General features: G+C 36.8%; 20 protein-coding genes. 18 read left to right on the top strand and 2 right to left on the bottom strand.

Annotated elements, in window-relative coordinates:
• Positions 1-135 precede the first annotated feature (135 nt).
• From J4O15_RS13665 to J4O15_RS13645, 5 genes are read left to right on the top strand one after another with little or no spacing between them, the layout of a single operon-like run.
• A complete protein-coding gene (locus J4O15_RS13665; RefSeq protein ID WP_208101144.1) occupies positions 136-1,743 on the top strand; it encodes a VanW family protein in 1,608 nt (535 codons plus the stop codon).
• Positions 1,743-2,345, top strand: a complete 603-nt coding sequence (locus J4O15_RS13660) for an AIR synthase-related protein (RefSeq protein ID WP_208101143.1) — start codon at positions 1,743-1,745, stop codon at positions 2,343-2,345. Before J4O15_RS13665 ends, J4O15_RS13660 begins: the two co-directional genes overlap by 1 nt.
• Complete coding sequence (locus J4O15_RS13655; protein ID WP_040457567.1) at positions 2,317-2,799, top strand: Lrp/AsnC family transcriptional regulator; 483 nt, start codon at positions 2,317-2,319, stop codon at positions 2,797-2,799. The genes J4O15_RS13660 and J4O15_RS13655 overlap by 29 nt, the downstream gene beginning before the upstream one ends.
• Positions 2,796-3,956: an aminotransferase class I/II-fold pyridoxal phosphate-dependent enzyme gene (locus tag J4O15_RS13650; RefSeq protein WP_208101142.1), complete on the top strand. Its 1,161-nt coding sequence runs from the start codon at positions 2,796-2,798 to the stop codon at positions 3,954-3,956. The genes J4O15_RS13655 and J4O15_RS13650 overlap by 4 nt, the downstream gene beginning before the upstream one ends.
• The gene (locus J4O15_RS13645) at positions 3,953-4,483 is read left to right on the top strand and encodes a tRNA (cytidine(34)-2'-O)-methyltransferase (RefSeq protein WP_208101141.1); all 531 of its coding nucleotides are present in this window, start codon (positions 3,953-3,955) and stop codon (positions 4,481-4,483) included. The genes J4O15_RS13650 and J4O15_RS13645 overlap by 4 nt, the downstream gene beginning before the upstream one ends.
• A 15-nt stretch (positions 4,484-4,498) precedes the next feature.
• On the opposite strand, the gene J4O15_RS13640 is transcribed toward J4O15_RS13645, so the two are convergent.
• Complete coding sequence (locus tag J4O15_RS13640) at positions 4,499-5,278, bottom strand: hypothetical protein (RefSeq protein ID WP_208101140.1); 780 nt, start codon at positions 5,276-5,278, stop codon at positions 4,499-4,501.
• A 105-nt stretch (positions 5,279-5,383) separates the two neighbouring features.
• On the opposite strand from J4O15_RS13640, the gene J4O15_RS13635 reads away from it, so the two are divergent.
• From J4O15_RS13635 to ftsZ, 13 genes are all read left to right on the top strand, one after another.
• A complete protein-coding gene (locus J4O15_RS13635) occupies positions 5,384-5,932 on the top strand; it encodes an HD domain-containing protein (protein ID WP_009219163.1) in 549 nt (182 codons plus the stop codon).
• Positions 5,929-7,845, top strand: a complete 1,917-nt coding sequence (locus tag J4O15_RS13630; protein WP_208101139.1) for an NAD(+) synthase — start codon at positions 5,929-5,931, stop codon at positions 7,843-7,845. Before J4O15_RS13635 ends, J4O15_RS13630 begins: the two co-directional genes overlap by 4 nt.
• A gap of 22 nt (positions 7,846-7,867) precedes the next feature.
• Positions 7,868-8,653, top strand: a complete 786-nt coding sequence (locus J4O15_RS13625; RefSeq protein ID WP_009219161.1) for a TrmH family RNA methyltransferase — start codon at positions 7,868-7,870, stop codon at positions 8,651-8,653.
• Positions 8,654-8,728: 75 nt separating this feature from the next.
• Positions 8,729-9,676, top strand: coding sequence for an ornithine carbamoyltransferase (gene argF / locus J4O15_RS13620; protein WP_208101138.1), 948 nt, complete (start codon positions 8,729-8,731; stop codon positions 9,674-9,676).
• Positions 9,666-9,953, top strand: coding sequence for a hypothetical protein (locus J4O15_RS13615; protein ID WP_009219159.1), 288 nt, complete (start codon positions 9,666-9,668; stop codon positions 9,951-9,953). Before argF ends, J4O15_RS13615 begins: the two co-directional genes overlap by 11 nt.
• A gap of 319 nt (positions 9,954-10,272) precedes the next feature.
• A complete protein-coding gene (gene rsmH, locus J4O15_RS13610; protein WP_009219158.1) occupies positions 10,273-11,208 on the top strand; it encodes a 16S rRNA (cytosine(1402)-N(4))-methyltransferase RsmH in 936 nt (311 codons plus the stop codon).
• Position 11,209: 1 nt separating this feature from the next.
• Complete coding sequence (locus J4O15_RS13605) at positions 11,210-11,710, top strand: septum formation initiator family protein (protein WP_208101137.1); 501 nt, start codon at positions 11,210-11,212, stop codon at positions 11,708-11,710.
• Entirely contained in the window at positions 11,679-13,712 is a 2,034-nt protein-coding gene (locus J4O15_RS13600; RefSeq protein ID WP_208101136.1) for a peptidoglycan D,D-transpeptidase FtsI family protein, read from the top strand. The genes J4O15_RS13605 and J4O15_RS13600 overlap by 32 nt, the downstream gene beginning before the upstream one ends.
• Positions 13,713-13,728: 16 nt before the next feature.
• Positions 13,729-14,697, top strand: a complete 969-nt coding sequence (mraY, locus tag J4O15_RS13595) for a phospho-N-acetylmuramoyl-pentapeptide-transferase (RefSeq protein WP_208101135.1) — start codon at positions 13,729-13,731, stop codon at positions 14,695-14,697.
• Between the two features lie 8 nt (positions 14,698-14,705).
• Positions 14,706-16,052, top strand: coding sequence for a UDP-N-acetylmuramoyl-L-alanine--D-glutamate ligase (gene murD, locus J4O15_RS13590; protein ID WP_208101134.1), 1,347 nt, complete (start codon positions 14,706-14,708; stop codon positions 16,050-16,052).
• 1 nt (position 16,053) lies between these two features.
• Complete coding sequence (locus tag J4O15_RS13585) at positions 16,054-17,436, top strand: FtsW/RodA/SpoVE family cell cycle protein (protein WP_208101133.1); 1,383 nt, start codon at positions 16,054-16,056, stop codon at positions 17,434-17,436.
• Between the two features lie 4 nt (positions 17,437-17,440).
• Complete coding sequence (locus tag J4O15_RS13580; protein ID WP_208101132.1) at positions 17,441-18,139, top strand: cell division protein FtsQ/DivIB; 699 nt, start codon at positions 17,441-17,443, stop codon at positions 18,137-18,139.
• Positions 18,140-18,285: 146 nt separating this feature from the next.
• Complete coding sequence (ftsZ, locus tag J4O15_RS13575) at positions 18,286-19,704, top strand: cell division protein FtsZ (RefSeq protein ID WP_208101131.1); 1,419 nt, start codon at positions 18,286-18,288, stop codon at positions 19,702-19,704.
• Positions 19,705-19,782: 78 nt separating this feature from the next.
• Here the strand turns inward: ftsZ and J4O15_RS13570 are convergent, their stop codons facing one another.
• Positions 19,783-20,547: a type III pantothenate kinase gene (locus J4O15_RS13570; RefSeq protein WP_208101130.1), complete on the bottom strand. Its 765-nt coding sequence runs from the start codon at positions 20,545-20,547 to the stop codon at positions 19,783-19,785.
• Positions 20,548-20,650 lie beyond the last annotated feature (103 nt).

The raw sequence follows: 20,650 nt of genomic DNA, 5'->3' as shown, positions 1-20,650 counted from the left end.
ACAGATAATTTCAATAGTTATAGTTACGATTTTAGTCTTAGCTATGGTAGTACCTGTAGTAGTATCGGCATTGATTTAAAAATATCAGAGCAGCTAGTGTATTTATAGGGTATTATAGAGAGGACAGAGGGAAAGTTGAATAAGAATATAGGAAATATAGCCGTAGCTGTAGCCATATTTATGGCAATTGCAGGACTTGGCATAAGTACGAGTGTAGGAAGATTTGATATTAATGCAGCACAGACAGAAGTAAATCCGGAAGTACAGAGTCCGGAAAATAAGACTATGTCTACAGGCAGTGATGCACAGGGGGAAGAGGCAAATAATCCCGAACAAGATAGGATAAAGGCTGAAAGAAGATTACCGGAAGGTTTTAGTGTAATAGGTATTGACGGTGTAAGAACTATGGAGACCTTAAATAATGCACTTGCAAATCTTCAGGATAGGATAAATAATAAGACGTTTATTTTAGAGGTGAACGGCGAACAGATAGAGAGCGCTTATTCAGAGCTTGGTGTAAGCATAGAGAATATTGAATATATATTATCAGAGGCTCAAAAGTATTCTTCGGGGAATATGATTGAGAGATTTTCAAAGAGTAATGCACTGGTTGAAAATCCTGAAAGCATAACTCCGAATATAGTTTTTAATGATGAAGCCTTAAAGGCATTTTTTAATAAGGCAAACTCCAAAAATCCGAGTGCGCCGGTTAATGCAAGTATAAAAAGAGTAAACAATGCTTTTGAGATAACTCCTGAAAGTGACGGTTATGCGATTGACACCGAATCAACAGTTGCAAAACTGAAGGAGGCTATATTAAAGGATGGCGAAGAGACTATACATGCCGAGGTGACAAAGCAGGCTGCAACCGTTAAAGCCGAGGATTTAAAAGATATACAGGATATTTTAGGAACATTTACCACAAACTATTCATCATCATCATCTGACAGAGCTACAAATATTGCGGTCGGAACAGAGAAGATGAACGGTGTATTGTTGATGCCGGGAGAGACCATCTCAGGATATGAGAGAATGCATCCCTTTACCATAAACAACGGTTATAAAATGGCAAAAGCATATGAAAACGGATTGGTTGTTGACAGTGTGGGCGGAGGTGCTTGCCAGATAGCTACTACATTGTATCAGGCTGCACTCAGAGCGGAAGTTGAAATCACGGAAAGAAAAAATCACTCCATGATAGTAAACTATGTACAGCCAAGCGGTGATGCGGCAATAGCGGGTGATTATAAGGATATTAAGGTGACCAATAACAGGAGTACTCCTATATATGTAGAAGCTGTTACATCAGGAAGAAATGTCACATTTACCATTTGGGGTAAGGAAGACAGACCTGCAAACAGGACTGTAGAATTTGTTTCAGAGGTACTAAATGAAACTCCAAAGGGAAAGACCTATGTGGATGATGCTTCAAGAGCGGTCGGATATTATCATAAGGAATCGGACGGACATAAGGGTAGAGTGTCAAAACTTTGGAAGGTTACAAAGGAAAACGGTGTGGAAATAAGCAGAGAACTTGTTTCAAGCGATACCTACAGAATGGCTAATGATATCTATATCAGAGGTACAAGACAGGATGCACCGCCGCCACCTCCTGCAGAGACTCCGGAAGCACCATTGGAGGACAATTCGGGAGCTACACAGGATCCGCCGGCTGATAATACACAGGCACCTGATATGAGCCTTGGACCTGCATTTGATCCGAACCTTCATCCGACAGAGTAATGAAAAAATATATAATATTTTGCGGATATGCCGGACTTAAAGGCTCTTTAATCCTTGCAGAAAGATATTATGATGATCTTTGCAGGTATTTTAACAAAATATATTTGGAGAGCATAAAAAAGCATATCGGAGATTGTGGTTATTATGGGAGATATTTATCTCCCATATATAATGACAGAGCGGATGAGAGGCCTGTAAATATAAACAATATATTTGCAGGCTTTAGTGGTGAAATGGTGGATGTTGCAGAAGGAGGAATCTTAAAGGCATTATATATGTATGCAAAATCAAGAAACTGCGGTTTTGAGATAGAAATAAAGAAAATAAGTACAATTCAGATATGTATTGAAATTTGTGAGTACTTCGGCATAAATATATACAGACTTTTAAGTGAAGGAAAGATAATAATAAGTGAAGATCCGATATCCGATTGTAATTATTTGAATAAAAACGGAGTGGTTGCACAGATAATAGGCAATTTAACTCAGGGCAATGATAAGCTGATAATGGATAAAGAAAATATAGAATTTGTAAACAGACCTGTACAGGATGAAATTTTTAAGGTGATAAATGATGAGAGAGAAGATACTGTCGGTAATTGAAAAAAATTCCAGAATTGATATTGGAGAGCTGGCTGTTTTATTGGGAGAGGATGAGGCAGCTCTTGCAAATGAAATAGCAAATATGGAAAAAGAAGGTGTGATATGCGGTTATCATACCTTGATAAATTGGGAGAAAACAAAAAATGAAAAGGTGAATGCGCTTATTGAGGTAAGAGTTACACCGCAAAAGGGAATGGGCTTTGATAATATTGCGGAAAGAATCTATCAGTTTTCAGAGGTCAGTGCAATATATTTGATGAGCGGTTCATTTGATTTTACAGTATTTATTGAGGGAAGAACAATGAGAGAGGTGGCACAGTTTGTTTCGGATAAGCTTGCACCTATGGATTCGGTACTTTCTACCGCAACACATTTTGTATTAAAAAAATATAAGGATCACGGAACCATATTATCTCCTAAGAAGAAAGATGAGAGGCAGCTTATTACACCATGAGAGATCCGTTATCAAACACAATAAAATCAATAAAGCCTTCAGGCATCAGAAAGTTTTTTGATATAGTAAATACCATGGAGGATGCCATATCTTTGGGTGTGGGAGAGCCTGATTTTGATACACCGTATTTTATAAGGGATGCGGGTATATATTCTCTTGAAAAGGGGAAAACATTCTATACCTCAAACTCAGGTCTGATGGAGCTGAGAGAGGGAATCAGAAAATACCTTATAAGAAAGATTGATGTAGAGTATGATCCGAAAAATGAAATGATTATAACCGTAGGAGGCAGTGAGGGTATTGATATTGCACTCAGAGCAATGCTTGATGTAGGTGATGAGGTCTTGATACCGCAGCCTTCCTATGTTTCTTATGAGCCATGTACCATACTTGCAGGAGGCAGACCTGTGATAATAGAGCTTAAGGCTGAGGACAGTTTTAAGCTTAAAGCAAGTCAGATACTTGAAAAAGTAACGGATAAGACCAAGATTCTTATTCTGCCTTTTCCTAACAATCCTACAGGTTCAATACTTAATATAGATGAGCTGAAAGAGATAGCAAGAGTATGTATAGAAAAGGATCTGTATGTGATCTCTGATGAGATATATTGTGAGCTTACATATGAGGGAGAACATGCATCAATAGTACAGATAGAGGGGATGAAGGAAAGAACCATATTGATAAACGGTTTTTCCAAATCCTATGCTATGACCGGATGGAGACTAGGATATGCTACAGGTCCAAAGGAAATAATTGCACAGATGACAAAGATTCATCAGTATGCCATAATGTGCGCTCCTACCACAAGCCAGTATGCAGCGGTGGAAGCTCTTGCACATGGTGATTTGGAAGTGGCAAATATGAGGGAGTCATATAATCAAAGAAGAAGATATTTGCTGCACAGATTCACAGAACTTGGGATGACCTGCTTTGAACCGCAGGGGGCTTTTTATGTTTTCCCCAGTATAAAAAGATTTAATATGAGTTCCGAGGAATTTGCGACAAAACTTTTGGAAGAACAAAAGATTGCTATAGTACCGGGAACGGCTTTTGGCGAATGCGGTGAGGGATATGTAAGAGTATCCTATGCTTATTCTATGGATAGACTTAAGGAAGCAATATCAAGAATTGAGAAGTTTGTAAGGAGTCTTTCATGAATATAGTACTGCTTGAACCTGAAATACCTGCAAATACCGGAAATATAGCCAGAAGCTGTGTTGCAACAAATACAAGACTCCATCTTATAGAGCCTCTGGGATTTAGAATCAGTGAAAAGCATATAAAGCGTGCCGCCATGGACTACTGGGAAAAGCTTGATTACACCGTTTATTCGGATATAAATGATTTTTATGAGAAAAACCCCGCTGCAAGGGAGCATATGTATTTTGCAACCACAAAGGCGCATCATACATATAAGGAAGTGAGCTTTAATCCGGATGATTATATAATGTTCGGAAAGGAGAGTGCCGGTATACCTGAGGAGATTCTTTCCGAAAATGAATCCGCTTGTATCAGAATCCCTATGTGGGGAGATATCAGAAGTCTTAATTTATCAAACTCGGTGGCAATTATATTATATGAGGCATTGGCACAAAACGGCTTTGAAAAAATGAAGCTTACAGGTGATTTGCACAGATTGCAATATAAAAAGAATACAGTAAATAAAAGAACTCCACACCGCTAGGCATGGAGTTTTTTATTAATGCTTTTCATATAAATAATCATCATTTTTCTTTGGAGGTTTTTCGTTTAAATTTCCCTCATCAAAGGTGGTTTCATTTGAAAGATCTTTTTCGGTATTTTCTCTTTCGTCCACAGGAATATCATTTACTTCCATACCTTCAGCGGAAACAAGCTTTGTCTGATTTATTTCGCTGTTGTTAAACTCGACCTCACCCTGGTTGCCTGCGGTATCGGATACAAATGCCCTTATAGAATAGGTTTTAAACTCAAATGTAGCTCTTCCTTCTCCCTCATCTATCTTAGAAGGCTTAAGCATTTTATCATCACTGTCCAATGCATATATACTGTCGTAATCAATATCCGAGTGACCGTCCTCAAAGGTTATATTAAGAACGCCCTTTTTTACCAGCTGTGCAAATATGGTCGGTGATGTAGAGTCAATACTGTCTATTCTCTCATACATAGTCTGAGACATAGTGTTAAGATTTGTAGCAACAACCTCGAGGGTACCGTTATGTGTGGCGGTAGCCACATAGGTATTACCGTTTTTGGTATATGATAGCGGTGAATCATCAAGACTCATAATAAAACTTTGTAATGGGAAAAAGCTTTTCTGTGTCACTCTGATTTCTACAGATTTAGCATCAGGATCCGGCACTATAGAGATTTCAAAATCAGGCTGTGAGGTTACAACAAAAAATATGATTACATTTATGAATATAAATGCTATTATATATTTGAGTTTTGAAAACTTCCTTTTTTTAGGTTTTTCCTTTACATTACTTTCATCTGACATAGACTTTCCTCACTTTCACTTGTACAAGCAATCTTTGATTAGAATAACAGACTTAAAAAAAAACTTCAAGTTAAAATTGTATTTATAATAAATAAAGGAGTTGAGATGATAGAAAAAGCGGTTAAATTTGCAATTAAGGCACATGAAGGTCAATTTAGAAAGGGAAGTACAATACCATATATCATACATCCTTTGGAAGTATGCACCATTGTATCGCTTATGACGGAGGATATGGATGTAAGGATTGCGGCTCTATTGCATGATACTGTGGAGGATACGGCTGTAACGATAGAGGAGATTGAAAAAGAATTTGGCGCTAAGGTGGCAACTCTTGTAGGAAAGGAATCAGAGGATAAGTCAAAATCATGGATTGAGAGAAAAATGCATACAATAGAGCATTTAAAAAGTGAAAGTATTGAGGTGAAGATGATTGCTTTGGGAGATAAGCTTTCAAATATCAGAACCTCAGCCAGAGATTATCTTAGCCTTGGGGATGAGTTTTTATTAAGATTTAATGAAAAGGATAAGGTGAGGCAGGGAAGATATTATTTTGGATTATTGGAAGCCTTAAAGGATTTGGAAAACAGCGGATTTTATAAGGAATATGAAAAGCTTGTTAATTTTGTTTTTGGAGATGTGAAAGAGAAGATATGAAAGACGGTTTTATAAGAGTGGCGAGTGTATCACCTGATATCAGAGTGTGTGATGTGGCGTATAATAAGGAAAGTATTAAAGATGCGATAAAAAAGGAATGGGATGAGGGGAGTAGTATAATAGTTTTTCCTGAGCTATGTCTGACTTCTTATACCTGTAATGATTTATTTTTTCAGGATATACTGATAAAAGAAGCGAAGCATGCACTAAAGGAAATTGTGGAGTTTAGCAGCGGTCATAAATCAATTATATTTATAGGACTTCCATGGGATTTTAAGGGAAAACTTTATAATGTGGCGGCTGTTATCTCAAACGGAATACTTTTGGGACTTATAAATAAGCTTAATCTGCCTAATTACGGTGAGTTTTATGAGGCTAGATATTTTAACAGAGGTTTTAAAGAACCGGTGTGGGTGAACTTTTTTGATGATGTAATTCCTATGGGAACAAATATTTTATTTGAATGTTCCAATGTGCCGAATCTGATTATCGCAGGTGAAATCTGTGAGGATCTTTGGGTGCCGAATCCTCCAAGTGTGGAACATGCACTTGCCGGGGCGAATATTTTAATAAACTGTTCGGCATCAAATGATATAGTAGGTAAGATGTCTTATAGAGATAATTTGATAAGCAATCATTCAAAAAAGCTTATATCTGCTTATATTTATGCCAATGCAGGTGAGGGCGAGTCCACTCAGGATCTTGTTTTTGGAGGACAGGGAATTATTGCCGAAAACGGTAAGATTTTAGCAAAAAGTACACGCTTTAAAAACGAGGCGGTGAGAATAGAAATAGATGTAAACAGACTTGTACTGGAAAGAAGAAAACAGACCACCTTTGAACAAGGTGATGAGGACGGTTATTTTAAATCGGAGTTTGAACTTGAGCCGGTGGAACTTGAGCTTAAAAGAAATTTCGACTCAAAGCCCTTTGTACCTGATGATATGTCAAAGAGAAAGGAAAGATGTGAGGAGATATTGACCATACAGGCTCTTGGACTTAAGAAGAGATTGCTTCATACCGGTGCAAAAAATGTAATTCTTGGAATATCCGGAGGACTTGATTCCACTTTGGCACTTCTTGTATGTGCAAAGACCTTTGATATGCTGGGATTTGATAAAAGCGGTATAAGGGCTGTTACAATGCCGGGATTCGGAACAACCGACAGGACATATAATAATGCCTGTGAGCTGCCTGAAAGCTTTGGTGCCACATTGGAGGAGATTTCCATTGTAGAGTCTATAAAAAGGCATTTCCTTGATATAAACCATGATATAAATATAAAAAATATTACTTATGAAAATGCACAGGCAAGGGAAAGAACTCAAATCCTTATGGATATAGCAAACAGAGATAACGGACTTGTGGTGGGAACCGGAGATTTGTCGGAGCTTGTGCTTGGATGGGCAACATATAATGGTGATCATATGTCAATGTATGGTGTAAATGCATCCATACCTAAGACATTGGTAAGGCATCTGGTAAACTACTATGCGGATACCACCGATGATAAGAAAATAGCGAATATATTATATGATATTTTGGATACTCCTGTATCGCCTGAGCTTTTGCCGCCTGAGAACGGTAAGATAGCTCAAAAGACCGAGGATTTGGTAGGACCTTATGAATTGCATGACTTTTTCTTATACAATGCCCTACGCTTCGGATTTATGCCTTCAAAGATATACAGAATGGCAAAGAAAGCATTTGCCGGTGAATATGAAAGTGAAGTAATACTTAAATGGCTAAAGGTATTTTATTCAAGATTTTTCTCACAGCAATTTAAAAGATCCGCACTGCCTGACGGACCGAAAGTTGGAAGTATTGCAATTTCTCCGAGAGGAGATTTAAGGATGCCGAGTGATGCCTGCAAAACCTTATGGATGGAAGATTTGGAGCTAATAAAGGTTTAATGGGAGTATGTTGGAGAAAATAATGATTACTTCATCGGGAAATAAAAAAATAAAGGAGCTCATGGCATTGATTAAAAAAAGCAGTGCCAGAAAAAAACAAAATGCCTATATTATTGAGGGCATCAGAATGTTTAGAGAGCTGAAAAAAGATGAGATACTGGATGTATTTGTAAGTGAGAGCTTTGACGCCCTAAATAAAAAGCTTATATCTGAAATATATCCCGGATACGAAGTGGTAAGCGATAAAATATTTGAATCTGTATCAGATACCAAAACTCCTCAGGGAGTGATGGTTGTTGTAAAAAGAAAAGAATATACTCTTGAAAATATACTGACGGTAAGAGGAGAATTCCCACATAATTTACTTATTTTGGACAGCCTGCAAGATCCGGGAAATCTGGGAACTCTTGTAAGAGCCGGAGAAGGTGCCGGTATTACAGGCATTATAATGAATGAAAGTACTGTGGATATATATAATCCGAAAGTAATACGCTCCACAATGGGCTCCGTTTTTAGAGTGCCTTTTATATATGTGAAGGATTTAAAGGATATTATAGAAGAGCTATATGCAAGAAAAATTGATATTTATGCAAGCAGTCTTGAAGGTGCGACAGAATATGATGCTCCGGATTATAGGGGCAGTATTGCATTTATAATAGGCAATGAGGCGGCAGGTATATCAAAGGATGTACTTGATGCGGTAAAAAACAAGGTAAAAATTCCGATGCTTGGAGAGGTGGAATCTTTAAATGCGGCTGTTGCAGGCAGTATTTTGATGTATGAGGCTGCAAGGCAGAGAAGAAAATAAAATATTATGAATTTTTATACAGACAAATTCATATTTATATGTTATTCTTATAGAAAATAAGAGAGGAGCATATTTATGAATTTATTTGGAAGACATTTTCTTACATTAAAAGATTTTACAAGAGAAGAGATAGAGTATTTACTTGATTTGGCGGCAAAGCTTAAGGAAGAAAAGAAAAAGGGAATCACAGGTAACAGATTAAAAGGGAAAAATATTGCTCTTTTATTTGAAAAACCTTCAACAAGAACAAGATGTGCCTTTGTTGTAGGTGCAAGGGATGAGGGGGCTTTTCCCGAGTATCTGGGAAAGGATGATATCCAGCTTGGACATAAGGAGAGTGTTGCGGATACGGCAAGAGTTCTTGGCAGAATGTTTGACGGAATAGAATTCAGAGGCTTTAAACATTCCACAGTGGAGGAACTGGCAAAGTTTGCCGGAGTGCCGGTGTGGAACGGGCTTACAGATGAGTATCATCCTACACAGATTCTTGCGGATATGCTCACAATGAAGGAGCATTTTGGAAAGCTTTGCGGATTGGAATTTGTCTATGTGGGTGACGGCAGAAACAATATGGCAAATTCCCTTATGATAGGAATGACAAAACTTGGGGTAAATATGACGGTGCTGGCACCGAAGTCACTTTTTCCATCCGAGGATTTAATAAATTTATGTGAGAGTTATGCCAATGAGTCAGATACAAAGCTTCTTGTTACAGATGATATAAATTCTGTGAGCGGAGCGGATGTAATATACACAGATGTATGGGCTTCTATGGGGGAAGAGGATAAGGCGAAGGAGAGAATAGAGCTTTTAAAACCTTATCAGGTAAATAAGAGTTTGATAGAAAAAATAGGAAAGGAAAGTACAATATTTATGCACTGCCTGCCTGCCGTAAAAGGATATGAAGTAACTGAGGATGTATTTGAAAGTGCAAATTCGGTTGTATTTGATGAGGCTGAGAATCGTATGCATACGATTAAGGCAGTGATGGTAGCTACATTGGGTAAGGAAGATGACAGGTAGAAGAAAGCAGGGGTTTCTTTTAGTCAGGGATGTTTTGCATATAATTCTGGCGATAGTGATTATTATAATGGTGGTATTCGCTTTTTTATCTCCAAGCAAATATGCAATATTTTTCCCTCTGATTTTTTTATTGTTTTCCATAAATTGTCTGCTGGATGCAATAAAATATTTTAAGAATGAAGAGCGTTTAAAGTATGGTTTTATAAGAGCGGTATTTATGTTTCTGATGTTTTTATTTATGCTTTTGATGTCAACTATAGGATTTTTGAATATATAAAAGTAAAATTAAAACTTCGCAGGATTTTACGCAGTCTGCGTAACTCGTTTGTTCGCTTGGGGAGCAGCGAACTGCACTCAAACAAGTACTCGACTGCTTAATCCTGTCTCGTTTTTACGAAAGAGTTAAACGCTACAAGGATTGTAAAATTAAAAGTCTCAAAATATATAGTACCTGAACTGTAATTTTATTTTCAAGTGTTTTTTAATCTTAAGAATATAAAATCTTGATTTTTTTACCGGAGTAGTCTAATATTCTTATAGTGTCGGAATCATATTTATTCAAAGATTCTGCATAGAATATAGGGATGGAATTTATTATGACTTTCAATCACAAATCGGTTCTTTTAGATGAAGTGATAGAATCTTTGAATATAAAGGCTGACGGGTACTATGTTGACGGTACTTTGGGAGGGGGAGGACATGCCCTTGAAGTAGTCAAAAGATTAAAGACCGGCAAACTGATAGGTATTGACCAGGATATGGATGCTATAAATGCCGCTACTCAAAGATTGATTGATTACAGTAAAAGTGTTATTATTATAAGAGACAATTATGTCAATATAGAAAATATATTAAAAAAAGAAAATATAGAAAAAGTTGACGGTATATATATTGACCTTGGCGTATCCTCCTACCAGTTGGATAACGCAGAGAGAGGTTTTACATACAGATTTGATGCACCGCTTGATATGAGAATGGATGACAGGAATGAACTTAAGGCATCGGATATTGTAAATGAGTATTCGGAGAGCGAACTTTTTCATATTATCAGAGATTATGGAGAGGACAGATTTGCAAAGAATATTGCAAAACATATAGTAGAGTATAGGAATAAAAAGAGGATTGAGACAACTTTTGAACTGGTGGATATTATAAAAGCCTCTATTCCTATGAAAATACAGGTGACAGGAGGACATCCTGCAAAAAGAACATTTCAAGCTATAAGAATTGAATTAAATAAAGAGCTTGAAGTATTGACCGATTCCATAAATGTTATGATTGATTTGTTAAAACCGGGTGGCAGATTGTCTGTTATCACTTTCCATTCTTTGGAAGACAGAATAGTAAAACAGGCATTTAAAAAGGCTGAATCTCCATGTGTCTGCCCGAAGAAATTTCCGGTATGTGTTTGCGGAAATAAATCAAAGGGAAGAGTTATTACAAGAAAGGCTATATTGCCGGGAGAAGAGGAGCTGGAGGAAAATTCCAGAGCAAAAAGTGCTAAACTGAGGGTATTTGAAAAGGGAGTTTAATATGAAAGAAAAGAGAAAAAGGCAGGAAATAAAAAGAAAAGCTAATGAAGAAATGGAATATTATGTAGAGGGTAGCGCCGTAAGAAAGCTTGAGCCCGTTGTTCCAAGAAAAGATACAGGCGGCAGAGAAGCCGAAGTTTCAAAAACCAATAGGATGATAAGAAAGAATAGGGAAAGAGCATTATCTATGAATTTGCCCTATCTTGTTATGTTGTCTGTAGCTATGGTAGCGGTATTGGTTCTGTGTGCGAACTATATTTCAATGCAATCTCGTTTGACTTCTACCATAAAGCAGACACAAAAAAATGAGTCTAAACTTGAAAAATTGAAAAATGAAAATGATTCAATGGAAAATATGATTGCGACTTATGTTGACCTTGATTATATACATGATGTAGCTACAAATAAGTTAGGTATGATTTATGCAAGGAAAAATCAGGTTATAACATACGAAAAAACGGAAAGTGAATATGTCAGACAATTTGAAGATATCCCCCAATAAAAAGGGAAATAATAAAAATAGCAAGGATGGAAATACTTCTAATCCTTTAGATATTTTGCAGGGAAGGCTTGTGATCATACTGATTATGATTATACTGGCTTTCGCTGCATTGTTTTTTAAGATTATAATGTTACAGAGGAATAATTCCGAGGAATACAATCAAAAGATACTTTCACAGCAAAAATATGATTCCAGAGAGATACCCTATAAAAGAGGAGATATCCTTGATAGGAACGGAACATATATGGCGACGAGTGAAAAGGTCTATAATTTGATTTTGGATCCGAGGCAGATAAATACAGATCAGGATGATTATTTAAAACCCACAGTTTCCATACTTGCAGAGGTATTCGGATATAGTGAAGATGATTTAAGAAATGCTATTGCGGATAAATCGGACAGCTCATATTTAAAGTATGATAAGGATATCAGCTATGAGCAAAAAATAGCCTTTGAAGAGAAAAAAGAAGAATGGAATAAATGGTATAAGGAACATAAAAGCTCGGAAAGAGTATATGGTATCTGGTTTGAGGAAAGTTATTTAAGAAAATACCCATATGGATCAACCGCCTGCAATGTATTGGGATTTGCAGGTAATGATGATATCGGAGGAAATGGCGGAATAGAGCAGTATTATAATGATACTCTTGTGGGAATATCAGGCAGGGAATACGGATACTTAAATGAGGAATCCTCACTTGAGAGAGTTATTAAAGCTCCTACTGACGGAAATAAGGTGGTATCCACCATAGATTTGAATATACAAAAGATTGTGGAAAAACATATTGCGGAATGGCAAAACTCTACAGGCTCCAATATTACCGCAGCTATAGTTATGAACCCGAACAATGGTGAAATACTGGCTATGGCTACCAGCAGAACCTTTGACCTTAACAATCCCAGAGATTTAAACAATTATATTTCTCCTGAGGATCAGGCGAATATGGATGATAAAGCAAAGGTGGATGCATTAAGCAATTTGTGGAGAAATTATACCGTAAGCGATACTTATGAGCCGGGTTCTCCCGCAAAGGTATTTACAGTGTCATCAGCCATGGAAGAGGGTGTGATAACAGGAAATGAAACTTATAATTGCGGCGGTTTTGAGGAAATAGGCGGCTGGAAGATAAGATGTGCCAATAGAAACGGACATGGTCTTATCAATGTCACAGAGGCTCTTATGGAGTCATGCAATGTGGCAATGATGGATATTTCAAGAGCTGAGGGAGGCAAAAAGTTCTATGAATATCAAAAAGTATTCGGTTTCGGAACAAAAACCGCAATAGATTTACCGGGAGAAGCGGATACAAGCGGACTTATACACACCGCAGACAATGCCGGAGCAACCGATTTGGCTACCAATTCCTTCGGACAAAACTTTAATACTACTATGATTCAGCTTGCGGCGGCATATTCCTCAGTGGTAAACGGAGGTTCATATTATAGACCTCATGTCGTGAGGCAGATTTTAAATGCGGACGGTGCTATAATAGAGAATATTGAGCCTGAACTTGTAAGGGAGACGGTATCTGCACATACCACAACTTTTATAAATGAGGCACTTAGAAGAACTGTAGCCGAGGGTACAGGTAGTGCCGCAGCTGTAGCGGGATATGATGTCGGAGGAAAAACAGGTACGGCTGAGAAATACCCCAGAGGAAACGGAAATTATCTGGTATCTTTTATAGGAAGTGTACCTGCACAAAGTCCGGAGGTGGTATGTTATGTGCTTATAGATACTCCTCATGTGGCGGATCAGGCAAGATCCGCATACGCAAGTGCATTGTTTTCAAGGATAATGACTGAGGTATTGCCATATATGAATATATATTCAAATGTGGATGAGGGTATAGATGTGAGTGCACTTCCTTCAGCCGAGGGTATTACAGATGCCAATACAGCCACAGCACCTGAGACAAAGAGCTACTCCACAGAAGAGGTAATACCGGATGACGGAGGAAACAATTTGCCGGGAGTACCTGCGGGAGAGGGAGAAGAATAAAAAATTTGGAGATATTATGTTAAAAGATACATTGATTGCATTATTGATAGCTTTTGTTGTTACTGCGATAGTCTGTCCTTTTTTTATACCGATTTTACATAGATTTAAGTTCGGACAGATGGTCAGGGATGACGGACCTAAGGAACATTTAAAAAAGACAGGAACCCCTACTATGGGTGGAATATCATTCCTTATAGGAATATTGGCTGCAAGTGTTTTTTTGATTCCAATGTATAAAGATGTTATTGTAGTATTTTTATTTACTATATCCTATGGTATAATAGGACTTTTAGATGACATACTAAAAATAAAGAAAAAGAAGTCTGAAGGGTTAAAATCATCACAAAAGTTCTTACTTCAACTGATAGTAAGTATTGTTTTTATAGTATATCTTTATAAGATATACGGCTTTGACTATGGGATTCTTATTCCTTTTACCGGTTCATTTGAAAACGGCATAATACTGAAGCTTGGTATAATATGGATACCTTTTGCACTCTTTGTTATACTTGGAACAGATAACGGAGTGAATTTTACTGACGGACTTGACGGTCTGTGCTCGACTGTTACTATAATTGTTTCCTTATTTTTTATGATAATAGGGTTAAAGGGGAATTTCAGTGTAACACCTGTTACAGGTGCGATCATAGGAAGTCTTATGGGCTTTTTATTGTTTAATTCTTATCCGGCAAAGGTGTTTATGGGAGATACGGGTTCACTTGCCCTTGGAGGTTTTGTCGCCTCCTATGCTCTTATGTGCAAAATACCTGTTTTCATTGCGATTATAGGCTTTATATATATGATGGAGGTTATCTCGGTGATGATTCAGGTGGGATATTTTAAAGCCACCAAGGGTAAAAGATTTTTTAAGATGGCACCGATACATCATCATTTTGAACTTTGCGGTTGGTCTGAAACAAGGACTGTAACAGTTTTTAGTATAGTCACAATAATATCGGGTATTCTGGTATATATATTTATGTAGGAGGCAATATGATTGGAATTGCGGGCTTGGGGAAAAGCGGTATATCTGCCGCCAACCTACTTCTAAAAAATAATAATGAGATTATACTTTTTGACAGCAATAAAGAACTTGATAAAGATGAATTGCTTAAAAAATTTGATAAAAGATATCATGATAAAATCAAAATAATTCTCGGAGATTTAAAGGCGAGCGATTTAAAGGATATGTCATATTGTGTTATAAGTCCGGGAATAGATTTGGAAGTTGATTTTGTTCAAACCTTAAAGAAAAATTCCATTCCTATATGGAGTGAGGTGGAGCTTGGATATAAGTATTCAAAGGGAGGGCTGATAGCCATAACAGGTACAAACGGCAAGACAACCACTACATCACTTGTAGGAGAGATAATGTCGGATTTTTTTGAAAAAAGTTTTACAGTGGGTAATATCGGTATACCATATACCGATATTGCGGATAAGACTGATGAAAATTCGGTAACAGTGCTTGAGACTTCCTCATTCCAGCTTGAAACAATTATTGATTTTAAACCGAAGATATCAGCCATACTTAATATAACTCCGGACCATTTAAACAGACATCATACTATGGAAAATTATATAAAAGTAAAAGAGGATATCAGCAAAAATCAGGATGAAAATGATTTTTGTATATTGAATTATGAGGATGTTATTCTCAGAGAATTTGCAAAAAATGTAAAGGCAAAGGTGGTATTTTTTTCAAGTAAGACTAAGCTTGACAAAGGCTTTTACTTGGATAATGATATTATTGTTAAAACTGAGAACGGTAAAGTAAGCGAGATATTGGACACAAAGAAGTTAAATATTTTGGGAAGACATAATTATGAGAATGTTATGGCTGCTATAGCTATAGCGGAGTCATACGGTGTTCCTATGGAAAATATTGTAAAAAGCTGCTATGATTTTCATGCTGTTGAGCATAGAATCGAGTTTGTTAAAGAAGTAAATGGGGTAAAATATTATAATGACTCCAAGGGAACAAATCCCGATGCCGCAATACAGGCGGTGCTTGCTATGCCTTCATTTACTTATATAATTGCCGGAGGCTATGATAAGGGTTCGGAGTATGATGAATGGATAGATAGCTTTGGAGGTAAGGTAAAAAAACTTATACTTATGGGAGCTACAGCCAAGAATATAGCGGATTGTGCAAACAGACACGGCTTTAAAGATATAGATATGGTAAACAGCATGGAAGAAGCTGTGAATATATGTGCAAGAGAGGCAAAGTCCGGAGAATATGTACTACTTTCACCTGCATGTGCCAGTTGGGGCATGTTTAAAAACTATGAAGAGCGTGGAAGAATATTTAAGGACTGTGTCAAGGAATTAAGATAATATGGCTGATGATATAAAAAATAAAAAGGCCACAAAAAAAGAGCAGGAAAAGAAAACCAAAGAGCAGGATAAGAAAACTCCTGAAAAAAAAGGTTTTATAAAAAGTTTGCAAAAAAGAAAAATAAAAGTTGAAAAAAACGGGAAAACAAAGGCTGAAATTACAAAAACGGAAGCTGATGAACAAAATAAAGATAATATAAAAAAGATTAAAATCGAAAAAACGAAAGCGGATATATCAAAAAATGACAATAAAAAGAAAGCCAAAGAGTATTATGACTACAGCTTTATCTTTGCTATTTTGTTTTTGCTGGTTTTCGGTCTGATAATGATTTTTTCGGCAAGCTCATATACTGCAGAGTTAAAGTTTAAAAGCTCAGCTTTTTTTGTAAAAAAACAATTAGGCTATGTGGTTTTTGGCTGTATAATTATGATGGGTGTGTCAAGGATTCCCTATACTTTATGGATAAAGCTCTCAAAGTTTATTTATGCCGTGACGACATTCCTTGCCTTATTGGTTTTGATTATAGGAAAGGATGTAAACGGTGCAAAGAGATGGCTAAAAATAGGACCTATAAACTTTCAGCCTTCAGAGACTGTAAAGGTGGCAATTATTATATTTTTGGCTTATTATCTGGTGAAGTATAAGGATGAACTTCATTCGGACGACAGGAAAGTTGTAGAGAAAAAACTTTGGATTTTATTTGCAATAGTATCCGTTCCTACTCTTTTGGTAATGAAAGAGAATCTGAGTACCGCCATAATCATTTTTCTTATAGCTTTTTGTATGAGTTTTATGGGAACAGTAAATAAAAGACTTCATTTGTCAGGTGCTCTGGCTATGGGCGTTGCTTTATTTACAGCTAAACCCTTGGTGAAGTTTATATATGACAGGGGTATCAGGGATTACCATCTTACAAGATTTCTTGTTTGGGCGGAGCCTGAGAAGTTCAGCAGGGATGGCGGCTATCAGGTAATGCAGGGACTTTATGCCATAGGCTCGGGAAAAATATTAGGTAAGGGACTTGGTCTCGGTATGCAAAAGTTTTTCCTTCCGGAGTCACAAAATGATATGATTTTTGCTATAATAGTGGAAGAAATGGGGCTTTTCGGTGCCGGACTTGTAATGGCAATATTTGCCTTTATGATATACAGGATGTTAATAATAACATTCTCGGTTAAAGAGCCTGAGGGGGTTTATCTGGTGGTAGGTGTTTTGATACATCTTTCATTACAGGTTATACTGAATATAGCGGTAGTTACAGGAGTATTGCCAAATACGGGAGTTTCACTTCCATTTATAAGCTTTGGAGGAAGTTCTATTTTGATATTACTTGCTGAAATGGGCATTGTTCTCAGTGTCGCCAGAACGATAAAGATGGAATGATAATATGAAGAAGTTTTATATTGTTTTATTCAGCTTTGCTATTATACTTGCAAGTATTTACTCCATGAGATTAACAAATCTCAACTTCGGAGGAAATACAAGATATAGCGATGAAGAAATGGAAAAAATGCTTTTTCCGAATGAACTGTCAAAAATAACGGTATATAATCTGATTCGAAGTAAAGTAAAAAGAAATTATAATATACCCTTCATTCAAGATGTGGATATATATATAACAGGAATAAACAGTGCCGATATCATAGTATATGAAAAAAGTGTGGTGGGCTGTGTAAAATATATGAGCTCATATATGTACTTTGATAAGGACGGCATTGTAGTGGAGAGTTCAAATAATTTTTTGGAGGGCATTCCTCTGATAGACGGATTGGACTTTGGAAGAGTTGTACTTTATGAAAAATTACCTATATCCAATGAAAATGTTTTTGATCAGATGCTTGATATAACTCAGGTTTTGGTGGGCAATGACATAACTGTTGATAAAATTACGATATCGTCAGATAATAACATTACATTATATATAGGTGATATAGAAGTTTATTTGGGAGATTCCAAAGAATTGAATGGGAAAATAGGTGAGTTGAGAGATATGTGGGAAAAAATAAAAGGTTTATCAGGTATACTTTATCTGGATAATTATAATCCTCTAAATGAGAATACGACATATACTTTTAAGAAAAGGTAAGTATATGCTATAATAAAAATATTCTTTTTATTTTATTTCAATATTACAATTTACTTTAAAGAAAAATAAGTTGATATTTATATAAAAAACCTTTATGATAAGATGAGAGTTTGCTTAAGCGTAGGGGTAACAGGAGGAATATATCTGTGTTAGAAATAAATAAGCCGGTTAATGAGAATGCAGCGAAGATTATCGTGGTTGGTGTCGGAGGTGCCGGAAATAATGCCGTTAACAGAATGATTGATGAAAATGTGGAAGGTGTGGAGTTTATCGGGGTAAATACCGATAAGCAGGCATTGGTGAACTGCAAAGCGGGTACCATCATACAGATAGGAGAGAAGCTTACAAAGGGACTTGGTGCAGGTGCAAAGCCCGAAGTAGGTGAAAAGGCGGCGGAAGAAAATATCGAGGATATTACAAATAAATTAAAAAATGCAGATATGGTTTTTGTTACCTGCGGAATGGGCGGCGGTACCGGAACAGGTGCATCACCGGTTATTGCAAGAGCTTCAAGAGAGCTTGGAATTCTTACAGTAGGTGTTGTAACAAAGCCTTTCCCTTTTGAGGGCAAACAAAGAATGAAGAATGCTCTTGAGGGTATTGATAATCTGAAGCAGTATGTGGATACCTTGATAGTAATACCTAATGAGAAATTACTTCAGATAGTGGATAGAAAGACCACAATGCCTGATGCTCTTAAAAAAGCGGATGAGGTGTTACAGCAAAGTGTACAGGGTATTACAGACCTTATCAGTGAGACCGCTATAATTAATCTTGACTTTGCAGATGTACAAACAGTAATGACAGGCAAGGGACTTGCACATATCGGAATAGGATATGGAGCAGGTGATAATAAGGCATTGGATGCTGTAAAAGCTGCCGTATCATCACCTCTTCTTGAAACCAGCATTGATAATGCAACTCATGTGCTTATATCCGTATCGGGAGATGTCAGCCTTATTGAGGCTTATGAGGCGACCGACTATGTGCGTGAGCTTGTAAGTGAAGAGGCTAATATCATATTCGGTGCTTCATGTAATGATAATGAGCCGGATACAGTAAAGATTACCGTGATAGCTACAGGAGTGACCACTTCAATAAATGATACTCCGGTGGGAGATTTGATAAGAGATGTCAACAGCAAGCATCAAAATGACGGTATTCAAAAAAGAAATGATTTGTATTCACAGAATATAAATAATATGAATAAAGTAGGTATTGAAAGACCTGTACCAAGCCAGCCTGAACAAAATAATTATATGAATAATACAGGAAGCTATACAGGTGAGAATTATTCCGATACTTATACCGGAGTTTATACCGGAAATTATTCTCAGTACCAAAATGATTTAAACAATCAGAATAATATAAATCCCGGAGTTCCAACAGGTATTCAAGGATTAAACGGACAAAGCTCAGCTAATCAAAATCCTAACAATCAGGGGCTGAATAATCAAAACTATAATGGAAATTACACATATGGACAGTCTCCAACTATAAAGCCGGTAAGACCTTATGGTGAGGCAAAAATAAATGTGCCTGATTTCTTAAAGAGAAAAAAATAAATGAGGACGGCTCTACCTAGACGCTTCAATAAAGGGAGGGTGTGACTGAAACGGTCATACCCTCCCTAAGCTTTGTTTTTATTGATTTTTCATATATAATTTTAAAAGTCCTTTAAGGAGCAGGCTGTCATCCACTACAATACTATGTGTACAAAGCGGTGCTACAAAGGGCGCAAGACCGCCTGTGGCGACTACATTTAATTTTTCACCAAGCTCTTCTTCCATACGGGAGATAATGCCGTCCATCATACCTGCATGCCCGAAGAGTATACCGCTTCGCATACTGTCAATAGTATTTTTGGCTATTACCTTTTTTGGAATATCCAGATTGACCTGTGGAAGCTGGGCGGTCTTTGAACTTAGAGTATCAAGCGATATACGAAGCCCCGGATGTATGATACCGCCTATATAATTTCCTTTACTATCTACAACCGATATGGTGGTAGCCGTACCCATATCAACAACAGCCAACGGAAGCGGATATTCATCCATAGCAGCCACAGCATCAACTATCATATCGGAACCTACGGATTTGGGATTGTCCATAATTATATTTAAACCCGTTTTCATACCGGATTCGACAAGCATACAATCTATGCCTATTATTTTTTTGACGGCTTTTTTAACGGTTTCATTTAGTGGAGGTACAACACTTGAAAGTATAGCGCCTTCTATATCTAAGGGGGTTACACCATAAATATCAAGTATTCCCTTGATATACATGGAATATTCAAGGTCCGTTCTGGTGGTGTAGGTGGTGATTCTTTCAAGAAAATATGTTTTGGTATTGTCGATACCGCCTATAACAATATTTGTGTTACCCATATCAATTGCTAATATCATAAAATTATCCTTCTTAAACAAGTAGATTTAAAACTTTTAAAACATATAAGATATTTTATGCAGTTTAAATTAAAAGCTTTATATTTATATAAAGTATACTAAT

The organism is Lachnoanaerobaculum sp. Marseille-Q4761, from assembly GCF_017565785.1.
Lineage (GTDB): Bacteria > Bacillota > Clostridia > Lachnospirales > Lachnospiraceae > Lachnoanaerobaculum.
This window is presented reverse-complemented; position numbering and strand designations above follow the sequence as displayed.

What these genes read in the sequence shown, in the direction of transcription:
- J4O15_RS13630 (WP_208101139.1), top strand. Translation starts at nt 5,929, where the DNA reads ATGAAAGACGGTTTTATAAGAGTGGCGAGTGTATCACCTGATATCAGA.
- J4O15_RS13615 (WP_009219159.1), top strand. Translation starts at nt 9,666, where the DNA reads ATGACAGGTAGAAGAAAGCAGGGGTTTCTTTTAGTCAGGGATGTTTTG.
- J4O15_RS13655 (WP_040457567.1), top strand. Translation starts at nt 2,317, where the DNA reads ATGAGAGAGAAGATACTGTCGGTAATTGAAAAAAATTCCAGAATTGAT.
- mraY (WP_208101135.1), top strand. Translation starts at nt 13,729, where the DNA reads ATGTTAAAAGATACATTGATTGCATTATTGATAGCTTTTGTTGTTACT.
- J4O15_RS13660 (WP_208101143.1), top strand. Translation starts at nt 1,743, where the DNA reads ATGAAAAAATATATAATATTTTGCGGATATGCCGGACTTAAAGGCTCT.
- J4O15_RS13585 (WP_208101133.1), top strand. Translation starts at nt 16,054, where the DNA reads ATGGCTGATGATATAAAAAATAAAAAGGCCACAAAAAAAGAGCAGGAA.
- J4O15_RS13635 (WP_009219163.1), top strand. Translation starts at nt 5,384, where the DNA reads ATGATAGAAAAAGCGGTTAAATTTGCAATTAAGGCACATGAAGGTCAA.
- murD (WP_208101134.1), top strand. Translation starts at nt 14,706, where the DNA reads ATGATTGGAATTGCGGGCTTGGGGAAAAGCGGTATATCTGCCGCCAAC.
- J4O15_RS13650 (WP_208101142.1), top strand. Translation starts at nt 2,796, where the DNA reads ATGAGAGATCCGTTATCAAACACAATAAAATCAATAAAGCCTTCAGGC.
- J4O15_RS13640 (WP_208101140.1), bottom strand. Translation starts at nt 5,278, where the DNA reads ATGTCAGATGAAAGTAATGTAAAGGAAAAACCTAAAAAAAGGAAGTTT.
- argF (WP_208101138.1), top strand. Translation starts at nt 8,729, where the DNA reads ATGAATTTATTTGGAAGACATTTTCTTACATTAAAAGATTTTACAAGA.
- J4O15_RS13570 (WP_208101130.1), bottom strand. Translation starts at nt 20,547, where the DNA reads ATGATATTAGCAATTGATATGGGTAACACAAATATTGTTATAGGCGGT.
- J4O15_RS13600 (WP_208101136.1), top strand. Translation starts at nt 11,679, where the DNA reads ATGTCAGACAATTTGAAGATATCCCCCAATAAAAAGGGAAATAATAAA.
- J4O15_RS13580 (WP_208101132.1), top strand. Translation starts at nt 17,441, where the DNA reads ATGAAGAAGTTTTATATTGTTTTATTCAGCTTTGCTATTATACTTGCA.
- rsmH (WP_009219158.1), top strand. Translation starts at nt 10,273, where the DNA reads ATGACTTTCAATCACAAATCGGTTCTTTTAGATGAAGTGATAGAATCT.
- J4O15_RS13605 (WP_208101137.1), top strand. Translation starts at nt 11,210, where the DNA reads ATGAAAGAAAAGAGAAAAAGGCAGGAAATAAAAAGAAAAGCTAATGAA.
- J4O15_RS13645 (WP_208101141.1), top strand. Translation starts at nt 3,953, where the DNA reads ATGAATATAGTACTGCTTGAACCTGAAATACCTGCAAATACCGGAAAT.
- J4O15_RS13625 (WP_009219161.1), top strand. Translation starts at nt 7,868, where the DNA reads ATGATTACTTCATCGGGAAATAAAAAAATAAAGGAGCTCATGGCATTG.